This window comes from Rhodococcus (subgen. Prescottella) equi (assembly GCF_003013675.1).
Taxonomy (GTDB): Bacteria; Actinomycetota; Actinomycetes; order Mycobacteriales; family Mycobacteriaceae; genus Prescottella; species Prescottella equi.
This window is the reverse complement of sequence record NZ_CP027793.1, coordinates 2,313,307-2,331,064: the sequence shown is the minus strand read 5'-3', so window position 1 is coordinate 2,331,064 and position 17,758 is coordinate 2,313,307. Positions and strand designations below refer to the sequence as shown.

Below are 17,758 nucleotides of genomic sequence, written 5' to 3'. Positions count from 1 at the left end.
TGGCGTCCTCCTGCACGATCCGCTCGCGTTCTGCCCGTCCGCCACACCCTGTCACACGGCAGGACCGGACGGAATGATTCGACAGCCTGCGGTGTTGGTCCTCTGACGGCGGGGTACCGACCCCGGCCACGCGCCTCTCCGGCTCCCGTTTCGGACGACGGGACCCCGTGAGGGACACTGGAAGAAGACGTTCGAAGGAAAAGGAGCCGTCATGGACGAGCAGTCGAAGATGTACGAGCTGGAATTCCCGGCACCGCATCTGTCCTCGGCCGACGGCCAGGGGCCTGTGCTGATCCACGGCCTCGAGGGCTTCTCCGACGCCGGACACGCGGTGAAGCTGGCCACCAAGCACCTGCGCGAGAGCCTCGAGACCGAACTGGTCGCCTCGTTCGCGGTGGACGAGCTGATCGACTACCGGTCGCGACGCCCCACCATGACGTTCAAGGCCGACCATTTCTCGGACTTCGACGCTCCGCAACTGAACCTGTATGCGCTGCGCGACACCGCCGGCACCCCCTTCCTGCTCCTCGCGGGCATGGAACCCGACCTGCGGTGGGAGCGGTTCACCACCGCGGTCCGGCTGCTCGCGGAACAGTTGGGCGTCCGCCGGACCGTCGGCATCAACGCGATTCCGATGGCCATCCCCCACACGCGGCCGCTGAGCGTGACGGCGCACTCGACGAACAAGGAATTGATCGAGGACCACCACCGCTGGTCCGGCGAACTCCAGGTGCCGGGCAGTGCGTCGTCCCTCCTCGAGCTCCGTATGAGCCAGCACGGACACGAATCGGTGGGCTTCTCGGTACACGTGCCGCACTACCTCGCGCAGACGGAGTACCCGGCCGCCGCCGAGACGCTGCTCGAGAACGTCATGGAGATCGCCGATCTGGAGCTGCCCCTGGTCGCCCTCGGTGAGGCCGCCGCGCGGGTGCGCGAGCAGATCGACGAGCACATCACCTCGAACGAAGAGGTGCAGTCGGTGGTGAAGGCGCTCGAGAACCAGTACGACTCCTACGTCGCGGCGCAGGAGCAGCAGTCGACGCTGCTGGCCGGCGACGAGGATCTGCCGAGCGGAGACGAACTGGGCGCCGAGTTCGAGCGGTTCCTGGCAGAGCAGGCCCGGATGGACGGGGAGGGCGACCGGGACACCGACGAGGACCGCTGAGGAACCTCGTTGCCGAGCCGTTCGGTCGTTCGTCCAGGTATCGTCGATAACGAAACCTTTACGTTATCCGAAGTCACACTTGTGACAACTGCGCCACCTACGCTCTCGGTGCACGGATATACTCGGACGATCGATTATCTGAGCGTCGCCCGCCTGTCGGGTGGGGGCTTCAGGAGGCGATATGAGCGACTCTCGAACGCGGATGCTCCGCCCGGTGCCGGACACCGAGCCCCGGATGGTCTTCCGGACCATCCACGGCTACCGGCGCGCTTTCCGCATCGCCGGTGAGGGTCCCGCGCTGCTCCTGATCCACGGGATCGGCGACAACTCGTCGACGTGGAGCGAGATCATTCCGCACCTGGCCGAGAAGTACACGGTCATCGCCCCGGACCTGCTCGGACACGGGCGCTCGGACAAGCCGCGCGCGGACTATTCGGTCGCGGCCTACGCGAACGGTATGCGGGATCTGCTCTCGGTGCTGGACGTCGACAAGGTGACGGTCGTCGGCCATTCACTCGGCGGCGGCGTCGCGATGCAGTTCGCATACCAGTTTCCGCACATGGTCGACCGTCTGGTGCTGGTATCGGCGGGCGGTGTGACCAAGGACGTCCATCCGCTGCTCCGGCTCATCACGATGCCCGTGGTGAACGAGGCACTGAAGCTGATCCGCCTACCGGGCGCGATGACGGCGGTCCGCGCTGTCGGCGACGTGGTCTCCCACATCCACGGCTCGCCGCTCCGCCCGGGCACGATGCTGCACGACACGCCGGACCTGGTCCGGGTGTTGAGCGCGCTCCCGGACCCGACGGCCTACGAGGCCTACCTGCGGACCCTGCGATCGGTCGTCGACTGGCGGGGACAGGTCGTCACGATGCTCGACCGCTGTTATCTGACGGAGAACCTGCCCGTCCAGCTCATCTGGGGTGCGCGGGACTCGGTCATCCCGGTCAGTCACGCGCGTCTCGCGCATTCCGCGATGCCGGGTTCGCGGCTGGACGTGTTCGAGGATTCCGGTCACTTCCCGTTCCGGGACGACCCGATTCGCTTCCTCGACGTCCTCGAGGGCTTCCTGGAATCGACGTCGGCGCTCGAGTTCGACGAGGACCGGTGGCGCGCTCTGCTGACGAACGGAGTGGGCGAGTCCACGATCACCGGCGCCCCCGAGACGCGGATGGCAGTGCTCGACGCGATGGGGTCCGACGAGCGCAGCGCCACCTGATCGCCGCACGCCGCCCGCGGGCCCGGATTGCCCGCCTCGCCCGGGTGTCCCTACGAGGCTCTAGCCTGTAACGGTGCTGCTAACCGATCTGCTTCCCGCCACCGTCGATCCTTCCGACGTCGATCCCGACGCCCTGTTCGACGCGTTCACCTCGTGGACGAACGATCGTGGCCTGCAGCTGTACCCGGCGCAGGAGGAAGCGCTCATGGAGCTGGTCTCCGGGGCGAACGTGATCCTGGCGACGCCGACGGGTTCGGGCAAGTCCATGGTGGCACTCGGCGCCCACTTCTTCGCGCTCGCCGAAGGTCGTCGCACGTTCTACACCGCACCCATCAAGGCGCTGGTGAGCGAGAAGTTCTTCGCGTTGTGCGAGGTGTTCGGTGCCGACAAGGTCGGGATGATGACCGGTGACGCGTCGGTGAACTCGTCGGCGCCGATCATCTGCGCCACCGCCGAGATCGTCGCGAATCTCGCGTTGCGCGAGGGTGCCGGCTCCGACATCGGCCAGGTCGTGATGGACGAGTTCCACTTCTATTCCGAGCCGGACCGAGGCTGGGCCTGGCAGGTGCCGCTGATCGAGTTGCCGCAGGCCCAGTTCCTGCTGATGTCGGCGACGCTCGGCGACGTCACGCACCTGCGGGAGGACCTCACCCGCCGGACCGGACGTCCGACGACCGAGGTGTCCGGCTCCGAACGTCCGGTGCCGCTGCATTTCTCGTACTCGCAGACCCCGATCGGCGAGGAGATCGAGGAACTCGTCACCACCCACCAGGCCCCGGTGTACGTCGTGCACTTCACCCAGGCCGCGGCACTCGAACGCGCGCAGGCGCTGACCAGCGTCAATCTGTGCAGCCGTGCCGAAAAGGACGCGATCGCCGAGGCCATCGGCGCCTTCCGGTTCACCACGGGCTTCGGAAAGACCCTGTCGCGCTTGGTCCGTCACGGTATCGGGGTCCACCACGCCGGCATGCTGCCCAAGTACCGCCGGCTCATCGAACGCCTCGCACAGGACGGCCTGCTCAAGGTCATCTGCGGCACCGACACACTCGGCGTCGGCATCAACGTCCCGATCCGTACAGTCCTGCTGACGGGCCTGACGAAGTTCGACGGCACCCGCACCCGCCAGCTGCGGGCCCGCGAGTTCCACCAGATCGCCGGACGCGCGGGACGGGCCGGCTACGACACGATGGGCACTGTCGTCGTGCAGGCGCCCGAGCACGAGATCGAGAACGTGCGGGCGCTCGCCAAGGCTGGCGACGATCCGAAGAAGCGCCGGAAGGTCCAGCGCAAGAAGGCGCCCGAGGGTTTCGTCTCGTGGGGTGAGGGCACGTTCGACAAGCTGGTCGCAGCCTCCCCCGAGCCGCTGGTCTCCAGGTTCTCGGTGAGCAATTCGATGCTGCTCAACGTGATCGCCCGCCCGGGCAACTGCTTCCAGGCGATGCGTCACCTGCTCGAGGACAACCACGAGCCGCGGCCCGCGCAGCGCAGGCACATTCTCAAGGCGATCCGCCTGTACCGCGGCCTGCTGCAGGCGGGAATCGTGCAGCAGCTCGACGAGCCGGACGAGTACGGGCGCATGGCCCGGCTGACGGTGGACCTGCAGCGCGACTTCGCGCTCAACCAGCCGCTGTCGCCGTTCGCACTCGCCTCGCTCGAGCTGCTCGATCCCGAATCGCCCGGCTACGCACTCGACGTCGTGTCGGTGATCGAGTCCACCCTCGACGACCCTCGACAGATCCTCATGGCGCAGCAGCATGCGGCGCGCGGCGAGGCTGTGGCCGAGATGAAGGCGGACGGTATCGAGTACGAGGAGCGGATGGAACTCCTCGAGGAGATCACGTGGCCGAAGCCGTTGGCCGACATCCTCTTCCCGGCGTTCGAAACCTACCGCGCCGGGCATCCGTGGATGAACGAGTTCGCCCTCTCCCCCAAGTCCGTGGTTCGCGACATGGTCGAGCGGTCGATGACGTTCGCCGAACTCGTCAGCCACTACGGCCTCGCACGTTCCGAAGGCCTCGTGCTGCGTTACCTCGCCGACGCGTATCGGGCTCTGCGGCAGACGGTTCCGGCGGAGGCCCGAACCGAGGAGCTCGAGGATCTCACCGAGTGGCTCGGTGAGCTCATCCGCCAGGTCGATTCGAGTCTGCTCGACGAGTGGGAACAGCTCACCAACCCCGGCGCCGAGTCCGACGATCAACAGGTGGCGTTCGGCGCGGACATCCCGCGGCCGATCACGGCGAACGCCCGTGCGTTCAAGGTGATGGTGCGCAACGCGATGTTCCGCCGTGTCGAGTTGGCGTCCCGGCAGCGCTGGGACGAGCTCGCTGCACTCGGTGACGGCCTCGACGCCGACGACTGGGCAGATCTGCTCGAGTTGTACTTCGACGAGTACGACGAGATCGGGACCGGCCCGTCCGCGCGCGGCCCGCTGTTGTTCCAGGTCACCGTCGAGCCGACGCTGTGGCGGGTCCGACAGGTCCTCGAGGACCCGAACGGCGACCACGGGTGGGCGCTGCTCGGAGAGGTCAACCTGGCGGAGTCCGACGCGGCCGGCGAGGTCGTCTTCGACGAATTCGAGGTGTCCGAGGGCTGATTCGCCCCCCGCGCCCCCGCGTGTTGCCCGCCGGCTTCAACGAAAACGGACCGCGTCGGGCTACGGTCACGGCATGACCGACGTCGTGCTGGGCATCCTCGCAGTATTGGCCGGAGCCGTCTTCTGCTTCCGCGGGCTTCCCGCGATGCGCATCGTCATCGCGTTCTGGGGCGCCTTCGCCGGCTTCGGTCTCGGTGCGGCTCTGGTGGCCGCGATCGGTGGTGACAGCTACCTGTCGACCGCGCTGGGGTGGGTCGTCGGCGTCCTGGTCGCGATCCTGTTCGCGGTTCTCGCGTACCTCTACTACGCGGTGGCCGTGGTCCTCGCGATGGCGTCGGCCGGATTCGCACTCGGCGCGGGCGCGACGGTGGCGCTGGGAGTGACGTGGAACTGGGTGATCGTGCTCGTCGGCGTCCTGATCGGCATCGCTCTGGCGGTACTCGCCCTGGCGGTGGATCTGCCGGCGATGCTGCTGGTGATCGTCAGCGCACTCGGTGGCGCCGTCGCGATCGTCGGAGGAGCGATGCTTCTCACCGGCGTGCTCGACGCCGCCGACTTCGGTCATGCATCGATCACCCGCACCATCGACGACGATTGGTGGTGGTACGCCTTCTACCTCCTGCTCGCCGTCGCGGGCGTGGTGGCGCAGCTGCGGTTCCTCGGCCGGGAGCGTTCGCTGCGCGCGCAGTGGCAGCGGGCGCCCGAGCGCCACCAGACCGCTTAGGGCAGCCCATCCTTGCTGGTCAGGCCGTCATGGCGCGGCTACCGTGAGGTGGCACGAGGACAACCGTCGAGATGTCCGGAGGGCCACATGACCACAATGGAGATGCCCCACGTCACCGACTGTTCGGTGACCGACTGCTCCTACAACCACGACGGCTGCCACGCCTTCGCGATCAACGTCGCGGGCAGCAACGGCAGCGCCGACTGTGAGACCTTCATTCCGCTGTCCACCAAGGGTGGATTGGACACCGTGACGAGCATGGTCGGGGCGTGCCAACGCGCCGACTGCAAGCACAACCGAGACCTCGAGTGCGCCGCCAGCGAGATCCGGGTGGGCGGCGGCTCCGGCGACCACGCGGCGCGGTGCCTCACCTACAGTCCGCGCTGACCCGGCCGGAGCGCAGCGTCTACCGGCCGGGCCACCTCGTCACTCGGACGGCTTGAACGGCCCGGCGTTACGCGGACGACGGTTGGACTGTTCACGCTTGGCGGCCTGCTGCTCGCGAATGCGCTTCTCCTCCTTGCGGACTGCCACCAGATTGGCGCGCTCGGCGACGAGCCAGTCGGGCTGTTCGGCGAGCAGCGCTTCGATCTGCGCGGTGGTGAGCGCTCCGTCGACACCGCCGCGAGCGAGCCCGGCGATGGAGACACCCAGCTTGGCGGCGACGACATCCTTGGGGTGGGGACCCTCCTTGCGCAGGGTCACGAGCCACTCCGGCGCGTCGGCCTGCCACGCGTTGAGTTCGTCGCGGGTCACCACACCGTCCTGGAACTCTGCGGGGGTGGCCTGGAGGTACACACCCAGCTTCTTCGCCGCGGTCGCGGGCTTCATCGTCTGGGGGGTCTTCTGCGACGTCATGTGTCAAGGGTATCGACCACGCATGACGCGGCTGCACGGGTGGCTCCCGAGATCGGCCGGGTAGCCTTGCCCGGTGACCGAGGCGACTGCATCCCGACCGTTCCGGCTCGCGTACGTCCCCGGTGTCGTCCCCGCGAAATGGGTTCGGATCTGGGGAGAACGCGTGACCGATACCCCGCTCGAACTGGTGGCGGTCGATGCTGCCGACGCCACGGCAGCCCTGCGCGAAGATCGCGCCGACGCGGCCCTGCTACGACTACCGATCGACCGGGACGGGCTGAGCGTCATCGCCCTCTACGAAGAGGTGCCGGTCGTGGTGGTCCCCAAGGACCACGTGTTCACGGCCGCGGAGGAGGTCGACCTCACCGACCTCGCCGAGGAACTCGTGCTCGATCCCCTCGACACCCCGTTGACGTGGGACGCGCTGCCGGGACGCCCCGCACAGGATCGCCCCGCCACCACGGGTGACGCGATCGAACTGGTCGCCGCCGGCGTCGGCGTCGTGACGGTGCCGATGTCGCTCGCCCGACTACACCATCGCAAGGATCTGACCTACCGCCCGATCGCGCACGGTCCCGCCTCGCAGGTCGCGTTGTCGTGGGTGGAGGATCGCACGACCGACTTGGTCGAGGAGTTCATCGGCATCGTGCGCGGACGCACGGCCAACAGCTCGCGTGGACGCAATCCGCACGAGACTCCGAAGACCAAGTCCAAGGCGCCGCGATCGGCTCAACCGCGCGCAGCGAAGCAACAGCCGGCCACGTCGGGCAAGGCGCGCGCCCAGGACTCGCGTCGCGGCAAGCCCGGCAGCAAGGCCAAGCCCGGCGGACGCAAGCGGCGCTGAAACGCCTCGGCCGTCTCAGGCGGCCACGGTGACGCCGGCCGGCGCCGCGGCCCGCAACAGCCCCGCCAGTTGCCGGTAACCCTCGGCTCGACCGCTCGAGGCCCGGAACACGAGTCCCACCGTCCGCCCCGGCGCGGGTGCGGCGAAGCGCGCGGTGCCCAGATCGCCGCGGCGCGTCTCGACCGGCACCGCGGAGTCCGGGACGAGGGTCACGCCCAATCCCCCAGCGACGCACTGCACGACGGTTGCCAGCGAGGTAGCGCGGGTGTCCCCGGACAGGGGGTGGGCGTCGACCGAACGGCACAGATCCAACGTCTGGTCGCGCAGGCAGTGGCCCTCGTCCAGCAGCAGGAGCGGCAATTCGTCCAATACCTGGAGAGGCAGGTCGTCGCGGCCCGCGAAGACGTGATCCCGTGGAAGGACGACCACGAAGTCCTCGCGGTAGAGCGGAATCTCGATCAGCCCGGGCGCCTCCGATGGCAGGGCGAGGACGGCGACATCGATGGCGCCGGCACGCAGGGATTCGAGCAGCCTTGCGGTCTGGTCCTCCACGACCTGGGGCACGAGGGCCGGCATCTCGCGGCGGACCGCGGGCAGCAGCGCCGGGAGCACATACGGCGCGACGGTCGGGATCAGACCGATACGCAACGGCCCGACGAGACTGTCGCCCACACCGGCGGCCGCCGCGACGAACCCGTCCGCGGCATCGAGGATCAGCTTTGCCTGCGCCAGCAACTGCTCACCGGCCGAGGTGACCAGGACCCGCCGGGTGCTCCGTTCGATCAACTGCACGCCCAGACCGTTCTCGAGCGAGGCCAGCGACTGGGACAGCGTCGGCTGACTCACGCTCAACCGCGCGGCGGCGGTACCGAAGTGGCGATACTCGGCCACCGCGACGAAAGCACGCAGCTGCGACAGTGTCGGTTGATAGGTCCCATCAGCCATGCCTATCAGTGTAGTAGGACCTATCGCCTTACCCTCTCGAGACGCACCCCTGCCGAGACGCCGGGCGCCGGATCAGCTACTGCTTCCGAAGCCGAGGGCGCCGGGAGCGAAGACCACTCGGTACCAGACGTCCTGAGCGGCATCGTAGGTGCAGGGTTCGAGGACGACCGCCCGCGAGGACTTCTCCATCGCGAGCGCCTTGTTGCACACGTACTCGGCGCTCTCGCCGGACGTCTCTGCGCGATACAGGGGTCCGATCCGCCACGGCGTCGCCTCTGCGGACGCGACCCCGAACGAGGCGGCGAAGGCCAGCGGTGCCGCCACCACGCCCAGCACCGCGGCCGTGCGTCGAACAGTACGAAGAGATCGCGTCACGAGAACTCCTTGGCGGTTGACAGCATCGGTGCCCCTACCGTCGCCGAGGACCGACCGATCGTTACGGCGTCGCGGCTTCGGATGCGACACAGCCCCGCCGGGAGGGGGATACCGGCGGGGCTGTGAGTTCGTGCGGCGCGGGGGCCGATCAGATGGACAGGGTCTGTCCGGGGAAGATGAGGTCCGGGTCCTGGACCTGCGCGACGAGGTTCGCGAGCGAGACGCCGTGGTTCTGCGCGATCTGGGACAGCGTGTCGCCCAGCTGGACGACGTAGTTGCCGACACCGGCGGGAACCGTCTGGGCCCACTCGGCGACCTGCTGCTGGACGGGAGCCGGCGCGGTCACCTGGGCCGGAGCCTCCTGTGCGATCGACTCGACCGAGCCGGTCGCGGTGCTGCCGCCCGTGAGGTACTGGCCACACACCGGCCACGCCCCGACACCCTGGCCGTCGAGGACGTTCTCGGCGACGCGGATCTGCTCGGCCTGGCTCGCGTTGCTGGCGCTGCCGGTGCCGCCGTAGGCCTCCCAGGTGCTCTGCGAGAACTGCAGGCCGCCGTAGTAGCCGTTGCCGGTGTTGGCCGACCAGTTGCCGGACGACTCACACTCGGCGACGCCGGACCAGTCATGGCTGCCCGCCGCAGACGCGGTGCCGGTTCCGAGCGCCAACGGGATCGCGACGACAGCGCCGGTGGCAACGACTGCGCCCATGGCGCGCTTGATGGTGAAGCTGGTCATTCGGGTAGATCCTCTCCGCTCCTGCCGGCGAGACGGCGTTCGCGCACCGACGTTGTCGGGCGGACTCGTGTCCGTTTCACCGCTGCCCCCTCGAAGAATCGGGTGTCCGGATCGCGGGGACAGGTTCGTGCAGCGGCGATCCGGCGTGGTCCGTTGGTCTCGAACCGATAACGACCGTAGGCCACCGTCACGGAAAGGTCACGGCCCACAATTCCGGTACGCGCGTCCGGAAACAGGCCCCTACACGGCCCGTTGCCGCAGTTGCGTTCGGCGTGTCGGCAAGTCGACAGACCGGTCGTAATCCAGTCGTTATGTGATGATCGCCACGCGGATCAGGAGATCCAGGTCACTGGTCAACGGCGCCCGAACGCGCCCCCTGCCCTGCGGCGAGATCCTCCGCATCGAGCAGAACCGCGATCTCCGCACCCAACTCGACGCCCGGAGCCAGCGGCAGCCGGTCGCCACTCCAGAACCGCCCGGGGTCGTACCAGTTGGTGCGCCGGTCCTCGGTCAGCAAGCCCATCGCCGCGTACGTCGACGCGACCACCTCGGCGCAGTAGGCGCTCTCAAGGCCCGCGCTGTGCGGGCTGCTCGCCCGTCGCCGCAGGGACGGCATCCGGCCACCGAACCAGCGCGACGCGAGACGCACGGAGGACGGGAACGGAGTGCCGTCGAGGCGCGCGATGGTGCGCAGCAACGCGTCCTCCTGCTCACCGGTCACCGGCTTCGCCAGCTGGCGCAGCCATCCGCGCTGGCCGTAGCGCGCGCCCCACACCTGCACCGCCGCGCGCAGATCGTGCAGCTGGACGCCGCGCTGGAACTTGCCGGTCCACATGTCCGGCAGGGACCGCCCCAGTTCGGCGTGCCACATGAGGGGCGGCAGATCGTCGAGCACGACGGACATGCCGACATGATTGACAGGACTGTTGGTGAGTGTCTGGATCGCCCGGTCGGCACCGGACTGCCCCCGGAAGATCCAGATGTCTCCCGTGCGAGTGACCTCGACCGCCTCGTCGAGGGTGATCTCCGATGAGTGCGTCTGCCGAATCATCCGCCTAGCCTAGAGCGATGCGCATCGACGGCAGGCATCTGTGGAAGGCACTCGGGCTGGCGGGCGCGGTGGGTGTCGCCGCGACGGGAGCGCTCGCGATGCGCGCCGAACGACAGCGCCGCGCCTACACCCCCGACGAGGTGCGAGACCGGCTGCACACTCGGTTCGCCCGCGCTGCCGCAGACACGGACAGTCGCCGGACGGTGGATCTGACTCCCGTCAGACCCACTGTCCGGCAACGTCTCTCGCGCCTGTCGAAGCGGCGCTGATCGTCAGTTGTCGGTGGCTGTGACCACCCGCACCGGCACGCTGTGCACCGCGCCGGTCTCACTCGTGTCCGCGACCACCGAGTCGCCTGTCGCCTCGACGGACAGTCGTATGGCATCGACGCCGAGCACCGTCGGCTGCTGGGCCACATCGGCGTTCACGGTGCCCGCCTCGACTGCGGCCAATCCGTCCGGCGTGCCGTCGAAACCGACGATCTTGATCTGACCGCCGGCGCGGGGGCCGAGCGCCTTGACCGCGCCGAGCGCCATCTCGTCGTTGGCGGCGAACACCCCGCGGATGTCCGGGTTCGACTGCAGCACGTTCGACATCACGTCGAGCGCCTTGGTGCGGTCGAAGTCGGCGGGCTGCGACGCGACCACCGTGATGCCCGGATGCCGCGCGATCTCCTCGTCGAATCCGGTCTGCCGGTCGCGCGCCGCGGACGTGCCCGGCTTGCCCTCGAGCACCGCGACGGGGCCGGTGCCGACCAACTCGGCCAACTGCCTGGCGGCCAGTCGTCCACCCTCGACGTTGTCGGAGGCCACCGTCGTGACGACGAGGCCACCGCTCGGCGCGCGATCGAGCGCAATCACAGGGATGCCGGCCGCATTGGCGGCCTGGACGGACGGCACGACAGCATCGGAGTCGACGGGATTCACGACGATCGCATCGACACCGCGGGCGATCGCGTTCTGGATGTCGTTGGCCTGCCGGGACGGATCGGAACCGGCGTCGGTGACGGTCAGTTTCACGCCGAGTCGGTCCGCCTCCTCCTGTGCACCCTCGCGGACGTCGACGAAGAACGGGTTGTTCAGCGTCGACAACGACAGCGCGATCCGGGTGCCGGACGCGCCGCCACTGCGCTGGCGGTCGACGATCGCCCACCCCGCCGCGATCACGACGAGCACCAGCACCGCGGCACCGGCCTTGCGCACCGCCGGACTCTTCAGCGGTCCGCCGCCCTTGCCGCCGGTGCGGCGGCGCCGTCGCAGCGTGTCGAACAGGACCGCCGCGGCGATGACGGCACCGATCACGACCTGCTGCCAGAATGCGGAGACGTCGAGCAGGTTGAGTCCGTTGCGCAGGATCGCCAGGATCAGCGCGCCGATCAGGGTGCCGACAGCGGTGCCGACGCCACCGGACAGGCTCGCGCCGCCGATCACCACGGCCGCGATCGCGTCGAGTTCGTAGCCGGTGCCCGCCTCGGGCTGCGCCGACGCCAGCCGGGCCGCGAGCAGAATGCCGGCGACCGCCGCGAACAGCCCCGACAGCGCGTAGACCAGCACCTGCTGCCGGTTCACCCGGATCCCGGACAAGCGCGCGGCCTCGGCGTTGCCGCCGATCGCATACATCGCGCGACCTGCGTAGGTGCGGCGCAGGATCAGGCCGGTGGCGATCGCGGCGGCGATCAACACCAGCACGGGATAGGGCAGGAAGCCGAACAACTCACCGCTGCCGAGGGTGGCCAGCCAGCCGTCCACGGGGATCGGCCGTCCGTCGGCGATCACCAACGCGAGACCACGTGCGACGGACAGCATCGCGAGTGTCGCGATGAAGGGGGGCATCCGCCCGGCCGTGATGAGGATGCCCGAAACCACCCCCGCCAGGACGCCCGAGGCCATACCCGCGAGCACCGCCAGCCACATCGGCACGCCTGCGGTCGTCGCGGTCCAGCCGGTGACGATGCCCGACAGGCCCGCGATCGAACCCACCGACAGGTCGATGCCACCGCTGACGATCACGAACGTCATACCGAAGGCGAGCACCGCCGTCACCGACGCCTGCACGCCGACATTGAGGAGGTTGTTCGTGGTGAGGAAGTCCCCCGACAGCAGCGCCAGCAGCACCACCAGGGCGACGAGGGCCGCGAGCGGGCCACCCGTGCCGCGCACTGACGTCACCCACCGCCACAGCGCTCCCCGGGAGGATGGGGGCGGCTCGCCCGCCGCCGACGTTCCCGCGCGTGCGGGATCGGTGTTGTTCTCGAGCACCGCCCTCATCCTTCCGTGACCGCGAGAGCCATGACGCTCTCCTGGGTTGCCTGGGTACCGTCCAACTCGCCGCGGACTCGACCGTCCGCCATCACGAGCACACGGTCGCTGAGCCCGAGCAGTTCGGGTAGATCGCTCGACACGACCACCACGGCGGTGCCGTCGGCGGTCAGTTCGGCGATCAGTTCGTAGATCTCCGCGCGGGCACCGACATCGATGCCGCGGGTGGGTTCGTCGAGAATCAACACCCGCGGCTTGGCCATCAGCCACTTGCCGATGACGATCTTCTGCTGGTTGCCGCCGGACAGGGTCACTGCCGGCTGTTCGGGTCCGTACACGCGGATTCCCATGCGCTGCACGGCGGTCCGCGCCTTCTCGGCCTGATCGTTCAGGTCGACCAGTCCGAGACGGGTGCGGTCGCCGAGCGTGGCGAGTCCGAGGTTCTCCTCCACCGACGCGCCGAGTACCAGTCCCTGGCCCGCACGGTCCTCCGGCACCAGCGCGAGACCGGCCTCGTGTGCGGCGACGACGTCACCGCGGCGCACCGGCCGGCCGTCGACGAGCACCTCGCCGCGGTCGTACCGGTCGGCACCGAAGATCGCCCGCACCACCTCGGTGCGGCCGGCGCCGACCAGGCCGCCGATGCCGACGACCTCTCCGGCGCGCACGGTGAGGTCGACGCCGTCGAATTCCCCGTCCCGGCCGAGACCGCGCACCTCGAGCACGACGTCGCCGATCTCGTTGCGGCGCGGCGGATACTGCTGCTCGATCGAGCGGCCGACCATGAGCCGCACCAGTTCGTCGACATCCGTGTCGGCAGGGACCTCCCCCACCTTCGCGCCGTCGCGCAGCACCGAGACGCGGTCCCCGATCTCGGCGACCTCGCCGAGCAGGTGCGAGATGAACACCACGCCGACGCCGCGGTCGGTGAGGCTGCGCACGATGTCGAACAGCGCGGTGACCTCGCCTCGGCTCAGCACCGCGGTGGGCTCGTCCATGATCAGGAAGCGGGTGTCGATGCTGAGGGCCTTCGCGATCTCGACCATCTGACGTCGGGCCACACCGAGGTCGCCGACAGTGGCGTCCACGTCCAGGTCGAGTCCGGTGCGATCGAGCAATTCCCGAGCGTGGCGGCGCATCGCGCGGGTGTCGACCAGGCCGAATCGGCGGGGAGGCCGGCCGAGGAAGATGTTCTCGGCCACCGTCAGATGCGGCACGAGTGCCATCTCCTGATGGATCGTCGAGATGCCCAGCGCCTCCGCGTCGCCGGGCCCGCGCAACCGCACGGCGGCGCCGTCCACCCGGATCTCGCCGGTGTCGGGCTGATGCACGCCGGCCATCATCTTGATCAGCGTGGACTTGCCGGCGCCGTTCTCGCCGAGCAGGACGTGCACCTCACCGCCGCGCACATCGAAGTCCACCGAATCGAGAGCTCGCACACCGGGGTACAGCTTGGAGACACCGTCCAGTTCCAGCCGTCCCGGCCGCGCGCCGCTCACGACCGGCTCCCCGCTCGCGCCGCGAGAACCTGTTCGCGGGTGGGCATCGCCGACTGCGCCCCCGCCGCCGTGACGGCGATCGCGGCGGCCTCCACCGCCCAGCGCACAGCGTCGTCGAGCGCCTCGCCGCGCACCAGCGCATCCGCGAGAGCACCGGTGAACGTGTCACCGGCCCCGGTCGGATCGACGACCCGCTCGACGGGAACCGCCGGTACCTCGGTGACCGCGCCGCCCCGCACCAGCACCGCGCCGTCGGAGCCGAGGGTGACCACGACGGCCGCTGGTCCGGAGAGCCGGCCCGCCATCCGCGCGGCCTGCACCGACGTCGCCGGTTCGGCCTCCCCCGCGAGCAACGCCAGTTCCGAGCGGTTGACGATGAGGACGTCGACACGGCCGAGCACGTCGGCTGCGACCGGTCGCGCGGGCGACGGGTTGAGGACGACGGTGCCACCCGCGAGCGCGATCGCTTCCGCGACGGCGGCGTCGGGGATCTCGAGTTGGACCACGGTCACCAGCGCCCGCCGCAGGTCGTCGGCGGCCGTCCGCACCGCGGTGGCGTCGAGATCACCGTTGGCGCCGGCGAGCACCGTGATGCAGTTCTCGCCGGAGTCGTCCACCTGGACGACGGCGGCGCCGGTCCGGGCACCCGATCGTTCGCCGAGCCCCGCCAGGTCGATGCCCTCGGCCCCCAACGCTTCTCGCACCGCGCGCCCGTCGGCGTCGTCGCCGACCGCGCCCACGAGCCCCACGCGTCGACCGAGGCGCGCGGCGGCCACCGCCTGATTCGAACCCTTCCCGCCGACGTGCTCGGCGGCGCCGATCCCCAACACCGTTTCACCGGGCGCAGGCAACCGCGGGACCCGGATGACGGTGTCGACGTTGACGGACCCCACGACGACGACTTCCGGCGACACCGACGGTGACGCACGGTCGGACACGTGCGGGCGCTGTGACGGTCGCGTCTGGGACATCGGGACGGCCTCTCGGTCGGATAGAGCTACTGCATCACGAACTGAAATCGTTTTCCGTGACGGCTCCCACGATGACGGAGTGATGCGCATTGCGTCAAGACGCTCGATGCGTACGTTCCGGTCTGGATTGCCGCCACATCCGGTAATCGTTTACCGTGACGTTTCCACGATCCCGAGGGGTTCCATGCGTGCCACCATTCGCGATGTCGCCGCGCGAGCCGGAGTGTCGGTCGCGACGGCCTCACGCGCGCTGTCGAGCGAGCGCGGCGTCCGCCCCGAGAACCGCGAACGCGTACTGGCCGCCGCAGCCGCGCTCGACTACCAGCCCAACATCCTGGCAGCGGCGCTACGCGGACGTACCACCTACACGGTCGGCATGGTGGTACCCAGCATCGGCAACCCGTATTTCGCGACGCTCGTCGAGGCGGTCGAACACCAACTTCGCGACGACGACCGCAGCCTCCTGCTCGCCAACTCCCGCTACGAACCGCAGACCGAGCGCCGCCAGATCCAGGCACTGCTCGACCGCCGGGTCGACTCCCTGATCCTCGTACCCTGCGACCGCGCGGCCAGCCGGACCGCCACCGCGGACGCCGCGGCCCGGGTACCGACCGTGCAGGTCGACCTCCGGGTCGACGACCACGCCGGCAGCTCGGTCACGGTCGACAACGAGTTCGGTCTCCGGCTGGCAGTCGACCACGTCCTCGACCGCGGCGCCTCGCGTCCGGTGTTCGTGGGCGCCGAACCCGTCGACTCGTCCGCACAGGAACGACTCGACGGCTACCGGCAGGCGATCTCCCGACGCGGGTTCACCGATCCCGACGTCCTGCTCGGCGACTTCAGCACCGACTGGGGACGCGAGGCGGCCCGCCTCATCGTCACACGCGGCCCCCGACCCGACGCCGTGATCTGCGGGAACGACATGATCGCGCTCGGCGTGCTCGACGGACTGGCCGCGGCCGGGCTCACCGTCCCCGACGACATCCAGGTCACCGGCTTCGACGACACTCCGTATGCGGCGCTGTCGCGGCCGTCGCTCACCACGGTGCGCCAGCCGCAGGACGAGATCGCCGCGCAGGCCGTGAGACTGCTCGACGCCGCGGCCGCCCGCTCGGACGACCCGCCGCCACAGCGCATCGCGATCACCCCCACGCTCGTCGCCCGAGGTTCGACGCTGCCGTGACCTCGCCCGGCCTCGATCAGCCGAGGGCGGCGCGCACGCCGGCAGCCATTTCGGCCACCTGCTCGTCGGTCATGACGAACGACGGCGAGAACTGCATCGCGCCCTGACCGGCCGCGCGGCCCGAGACTCCGTGCGCGCGGAGGGTTTTCACGAACGGCAGCGCCTCTGCGGGATCGACCAACTGGACCGCCGCGACGGCCCCGAGCCCGCTGCGTACCTCCGCGACCCGGGGGTGGTCGGCGAGTGGGGCGAGATGCTCGTGCAGCGAGGACTCGAGCCGCTTCGACTCCGCCAGCAGATTCTCCCGCTCGACGATGTCGAGGTTCGCCATGGCGGCCGCGGCGGCGCCGGCGTGGCCGCCGTACGTGTAACCGTGCCGCCACCACACGCCACCGCCGAAGAAGGGTTCGGCCACCGCCGGCGCGACGAACACCGCACCCATCGGGACGTACCCGGAGGTCAGTCCCTTCGCGGTGGTGATCATGTCCGGTTCGAGACCGAACCGGGTGGACGCGAACCACGATCCGCCGATGCGCCCGAAGCCGGTGACGACCTCGTCGACGACGAACAGGATGTCGTGCTCACGGCAGATGTCGCGGACTTCGGTGAGATACCCCTCGGGCGGCAGGTAGATGCCTCCGGCGCCGATGATCGGCTCGCAGAAGAAGGCCGCGATCGCGTCCGCGCCCTCCCGCTCGATGAGTTCGAGCAGGCTCTTCGCGTCGTCCCAGCCGACGGTCCGGGCGTCGGGCATCAGTTCGCCGTAGCCCTCCCGATTGACCGGGATTCCGGCGAGGGCAGTTCCCGCCACGTGCATGCCGTGGTAGGCCTTCTGCCGTCCGACGATCAGCTTCTTCCCGGGACGGCCCATCTCGTTCCAGTACCGCCGGGCGAGCTTGGCGGCCGAGTCGACGGAGTCCGAGCCACCCGACGTGAAGAACACCTTCGATCCGGGCACCGGTGCGATCGCACCGAGCCGCTCGGCGAGGGCGACGGTGGTGTCGGAGGTGAAGTCACCGAAGTTCGAGAAGTGCGCCACCTTCGACAGCTGAGCGGCGACGGCGTCGGCGATCTCGGTGCGGCCGTGCCCGACGTTGGTGAACCACAGTCCCGCGGTGGCGTCGAGATAGCGGGTGCCCGCATCGTCCCAGATGTAGGCGCCCTCACCCCGGGAGACGACGAAAGCGCCGTCGCGCTGTACCGCCCCCATGTCGGCGAACCCGTGCCACAGCGCTCCACTCACCACAGTGCTCCACTCATCCGAGACGTACTTCCCAGCTCCTCAGCGACTATGCCACGGTTCCCGCCCGGACCGCCCGGTCGCCGCGACGGCGGGC

The 17,758-nt window shown here is 69.4% G+C and carries 17 protein-coding genes and 1 pseudogene; 8 read left to right on the top strand and 10 right to left on the bottom strand.

Going from position 1 to position 17,758, the window contains the following annotated elements; genetic code table 11:
- The first annotated feature begins 211 nt into the window (after positions 1-211).
- The 5 genes from C7H75_RS11015 (at position 212) to C7H75_RS10995 (ending at position 6,088) form a co-directional block, all read left to right on the top strand.
- Complete coding sequence (locus C7H75_RS11015) at positions 212-1,165, top strand: proteasome assembly chaperone family protein (RefSeq protein WP_005513659.1); 954 nt, start codon at positions 212-214, stop codon at positions 1,163-1,165.
- Positions 1,166-1,346: 181 nt separating this feature from the next.
- On the top strand, positions 1,347-2,384 hold the full coding sequence (locus C7H75_RS11010) for an alpha/beta fold hydrolase (protein WP_022595547.1): 1,038 nt from the start codon (positions 1,347-1,349) through the stop codon (positions 2,382-2,384).
- A gap of 73 nt (positions 2,385-2,457) precedes the next feature.
- On the top strand, positions 2,458-4,977 hold the full coding sequence (locus tag C7H75_RS11005; protein WP_022595544.1) for a DEAD/DEAH box helicase: 2,520 nt from the start codon (positions 2,458-2,460) through the stop codon (positions 4,975-4,977).
- Positions 4,978-5,050: 73 nt separating this feature from the next.
- Entirely contained in the window at positions 5,051-5,701 is a 651-nt protein-coding gene (locus tag C7H75_RS11000) for an ABC-2 transporter permease (protein ID WP_022595542.1), read from the top strand.
- Positions 5,702-5,788: 87 nt separating this feature from the next.
- Positions 5,789-6,088: a DUF1540 domain-containing protein gene (locus tag C7H75_RS10995; RefSeq protein ID WP_005513666.1), complete on the top strand. Its 300-nt coding sequence runs from the start codon at positions 5,789-5,791 to the stop codon at positions 6,086-6,088.
- A gap of 39 nt (positions 6,089-6,127) precedes the next feature.
- Here the strand turns inward: C7H75_RS10995 and C7H75_RS10990 are convergent, their stop codons facing one another.
- On the bottom strand, positions 6,128-6,559 hold the full coding sequence (locus tag C7H75_RS10990) for a DUF5997 family protein (protein ID WP_022595539.1): 432 nt from the start codon (positions 6,557-6,559) through the stop codon (positions 6,128-6,130).
- Positions 6,560-6,632: 73 nt separating this feature from the next.
- Here C7H75_RS10990 and C7H75_RS10985 point away from each other — a divergent pair, with 73 nt between their 5' ends.
- Positions 6,633-7,403 (top strand): LysR substrate-binding domain-containing protein, encoded by a 771-nt coding sequence (locus C7H75_RS10985; RefSeq protein ID WP_106851352.1) that lies wholly within the window; start codon positions 6,633-6,635, stop codon positions 7,401-7,403.
- A 15-nt stretch (positions 7,404-7,418) separates the two neighbouring features.
- Here C7H75_RS10985 and C7H75_RS10980 read toward each other — a convergent pair whose 3' ends face one another.
- The 4 genes from C7H75_RS10980 to C7H75_RS10965 form a co-directional block, all read right to left on the bottom strand.
- A complete protein-coding gene (locus C7H75_RS10980; protein ID WP_005513671.1) occupies positions 7,419-8,348 on the bottom strand; it encodes a hydrogen peroxide-inducible genes activator in 930 nt (309 codons plus the stop codon).
- Between the two features lie 72 nt (positions 8,349-8,420).
- Positions 8,421-8,723 carry a hypothetical protein gene (locus C7H75_RS10975; RefSeq protein ID WP_005513673.1) on the bottom strand — a complete coding sequence of 101 codons (303 nt, stop codon included), beginning with the start codon at positions 8,721-8,723 and terminating at the stop codon, positions 8,421-8,423.
- Between the two features lie 148 nt (positions 8,724-8,871).
- Positions 8,872-9,459 (bottom strand): transglycosylase family protein, encoded by a 588-nt coding sequence (locus tag C7H75_RS10970; RefSeq protein WP_106851351.1) that lies wholly within the window; start codon positions 9,457-9,459, stop codon positions 8,872-8,874.
- Between the two features lie 346 nt (positions 9,460-9,805).
- Complete coding sequence (locus C7H75_RS10965; protein ID WP_005513678.1) at positions 9,806-10,510, bottom strand: hypothetical protein; 705 nt, start codon at positions 10,508-10,510, stop codon at positions 9,806-9,808.
- Between the two features lie 17 nt (positions 10,511-10,527).
- Here C7H75_RS10965 and C7H75_RS10960 point away from each other — a divergent pair, with 17 nt between their 5' ends.
- Entirely contained in the window at positions 10,528-10,779 is a 252-nt protein-coding gene (locus tag C7H75_RS10960) for a hypothetical protein (RefSeq protein WP_005513679.1), read from the top strand.
- A 3-nt stretch (positions 10,780-10,782) separates the two neighbouring features.
- Here C7H75_RS10960 and C7H75_RS26480 read toward each other — a convergent pair whose 3' ends face one another.
- The 4 genes and pseudogenes from C7H75_RS26480 to C7H75_RS10945 all read right to left on the bottom strand — a co-directional run bounded on the left by C7H75_RS26480 (position 10,783) and on the right by C7H75_RS10945 (position 15,238).
- A complete protein-coding gene (locus C7H75_RS26480; RefSeq protein ID WP_372442261.1) occupies positions 10,783-11,676 on the bottom strand; it encodes a substrate-binding domain-containing protein in 894 nt (297 codons plus the stop codon).
- 81 nt (positions 11,677-11,757) lie between these two features.
- A pseudogene (locus tag C7H75_RS26475) lies at positions 11,758-12,777 on the bottom strand (ABC transporter permease); the annotation flags it as partial.
- Positions 12,774-14,267: a sugar ABC transporter ATP-binding protein gene (locus tag C7H75_RS10950; RefSeq protein ID WP_106851350.1), complete on the bottom strand. Its 1,494-nt coding sequence runs from the start codon at positions 14,265-14,267 to the stop codon at positions 12,774-12,776. The pseudogene C7H75_RS26475 and the gene C7H75_RS10950, both read right to left, overlap by 4 nt.
- The gene (locus tag C7H75_RS10945; protein ID WP_106851349.1) at positions 14,264-15,238 is read right to left on the bottom strand and encodes a ribokinase; all 975 of its coding nucleotides are present in this window, start codon (positions 15,236-15,238) and stop codon (positions 14,264-14,266) included. The genes C7H75_RS10950 and C7H75_RS10945 overlap by 4 nt, the downstream gene beginning before the upstream one ends.
- Before the next feature lie 184 nt (positions 15,239-15,422).
- Here C7H75_RS10945 and C7H75_RS10940 point away from each other — a divergent pair, with 184 nt between their 5' ends.
- Positions 15,423-16,421, top strand: coding sequence for a LacI family DNA-binding transcriptional regulator (locus tag C7H75_RS10940; protein WP_005513683.1), 999 nt, complete (start codon positions 15,423-15,425; stop codon positions 16,419-16,421).
- Positions 16,422-16,437: 16 nt separating this feature from the next.
- Here C7H75_RS10940 and C7H75_RS10935 read toward each other — a convergent pair whose 3' ends face one another.
- Positions 16,438-17,631, bottom strand: a complete 1,194-nt coding sequence (locus tag C7H75_RS10935) for an aminotransferase family protein (protein WP_050804487.1) — start codon at positions 17,629-17,631, stop codon at positions 16,438-16,440.
- Positions 17,632-17,758: the final 127 nt, after the last annotated feature.

Excerpts from the sequence above, each read along its gene's own strand:
- C7H75_RS11010 (WP_022595547.1), top strand. The coding sequence starts at position 1,347 with ATGAGCGACTCTCGAACGCGGATGCTCCGCCCGGTGCCGGACACCGAG.
- C7H75_RS10980 (WP_005513671.1), bottom strand. The coding sequence starts at position 8,348 with ATGGCTGATGGGACCTATCAACCGACACTGTCGCAGCTGCGTGCTTTC.
- C7H75_RS11000 (WP_022595542.1), top strand. The coding sequence starts at position 5,051 with ATGACCGACGTCGTGCTGGGCATCCTCGCAGTATTGGCCGGAGCCGTC.
- C7H75_RS10940 (WP_005513683.1), top strand. The coding sequence starts at position 15,423 with ATGCGTGCCACCATTCGCGATGTCGCCGCGCGAGCCGGAGTGTCGGTC.
- C7H75_RS10945 (WP_106851349.1), bottom strand. The coding sequence starts at position 15,238 with ATGTCCCAGACGCGACCGTCACAGCGCCCGCACGTGTCCGACCGTGCG.
- C7H75_RS10965 (WP_005513678.1), bottom strand. The coding sequence starts at position 10,510 with ATGATTCGGCAGACGCACTCATCGGAGATCACCCTCGACGAGGCGGTC.
- C7H75_RS10970 (WP_106851351.1), bottom strand. The coding sequence starts at position 9,459 with ATGACCAGCTTCACCATCAAGCGCGCCATGGGCGCAGTCGTTGCCACC.
- C7H75_RS11015 (WP_005513659.1), top strand. The coding sequence starts at position 212 with ATGGACGAGCAGTCGAAGATGTACGAGCTGGAATTCCCGGCACCGCAT.
- C7H75_RS10960 (WP_005513679.1), top strand. The coding sequence starts at position 10,528 with ATGCGCATCGACGGCAGGCATCTGTGGAAGGCACTCGGGCTGGCGGGC.
- C7H75_RS10935 (WP_050804487.1), bottom strand. The coding sequence starts at position 17,631 with ATGGGGGCGGTACAGCGCGACGGCGCTTTCGTCGTCTCCCGGGGTGAG.
- C7H75_RS10995 (WP_005513666.1), top strand. The coding sequence starts at position 5,789 with ATGACCACAATGGAGATGCCCCACGTCACCGACTGTTCGGTGACCGAC.
- C7H75_RS10990 (WP_022595539.1), bottom strand. The coding sequence starts at position 6,559 with ATGACGTCGCAGAAGACCCCCCAGACGATGAAGCCCGCGACCGCGGCG.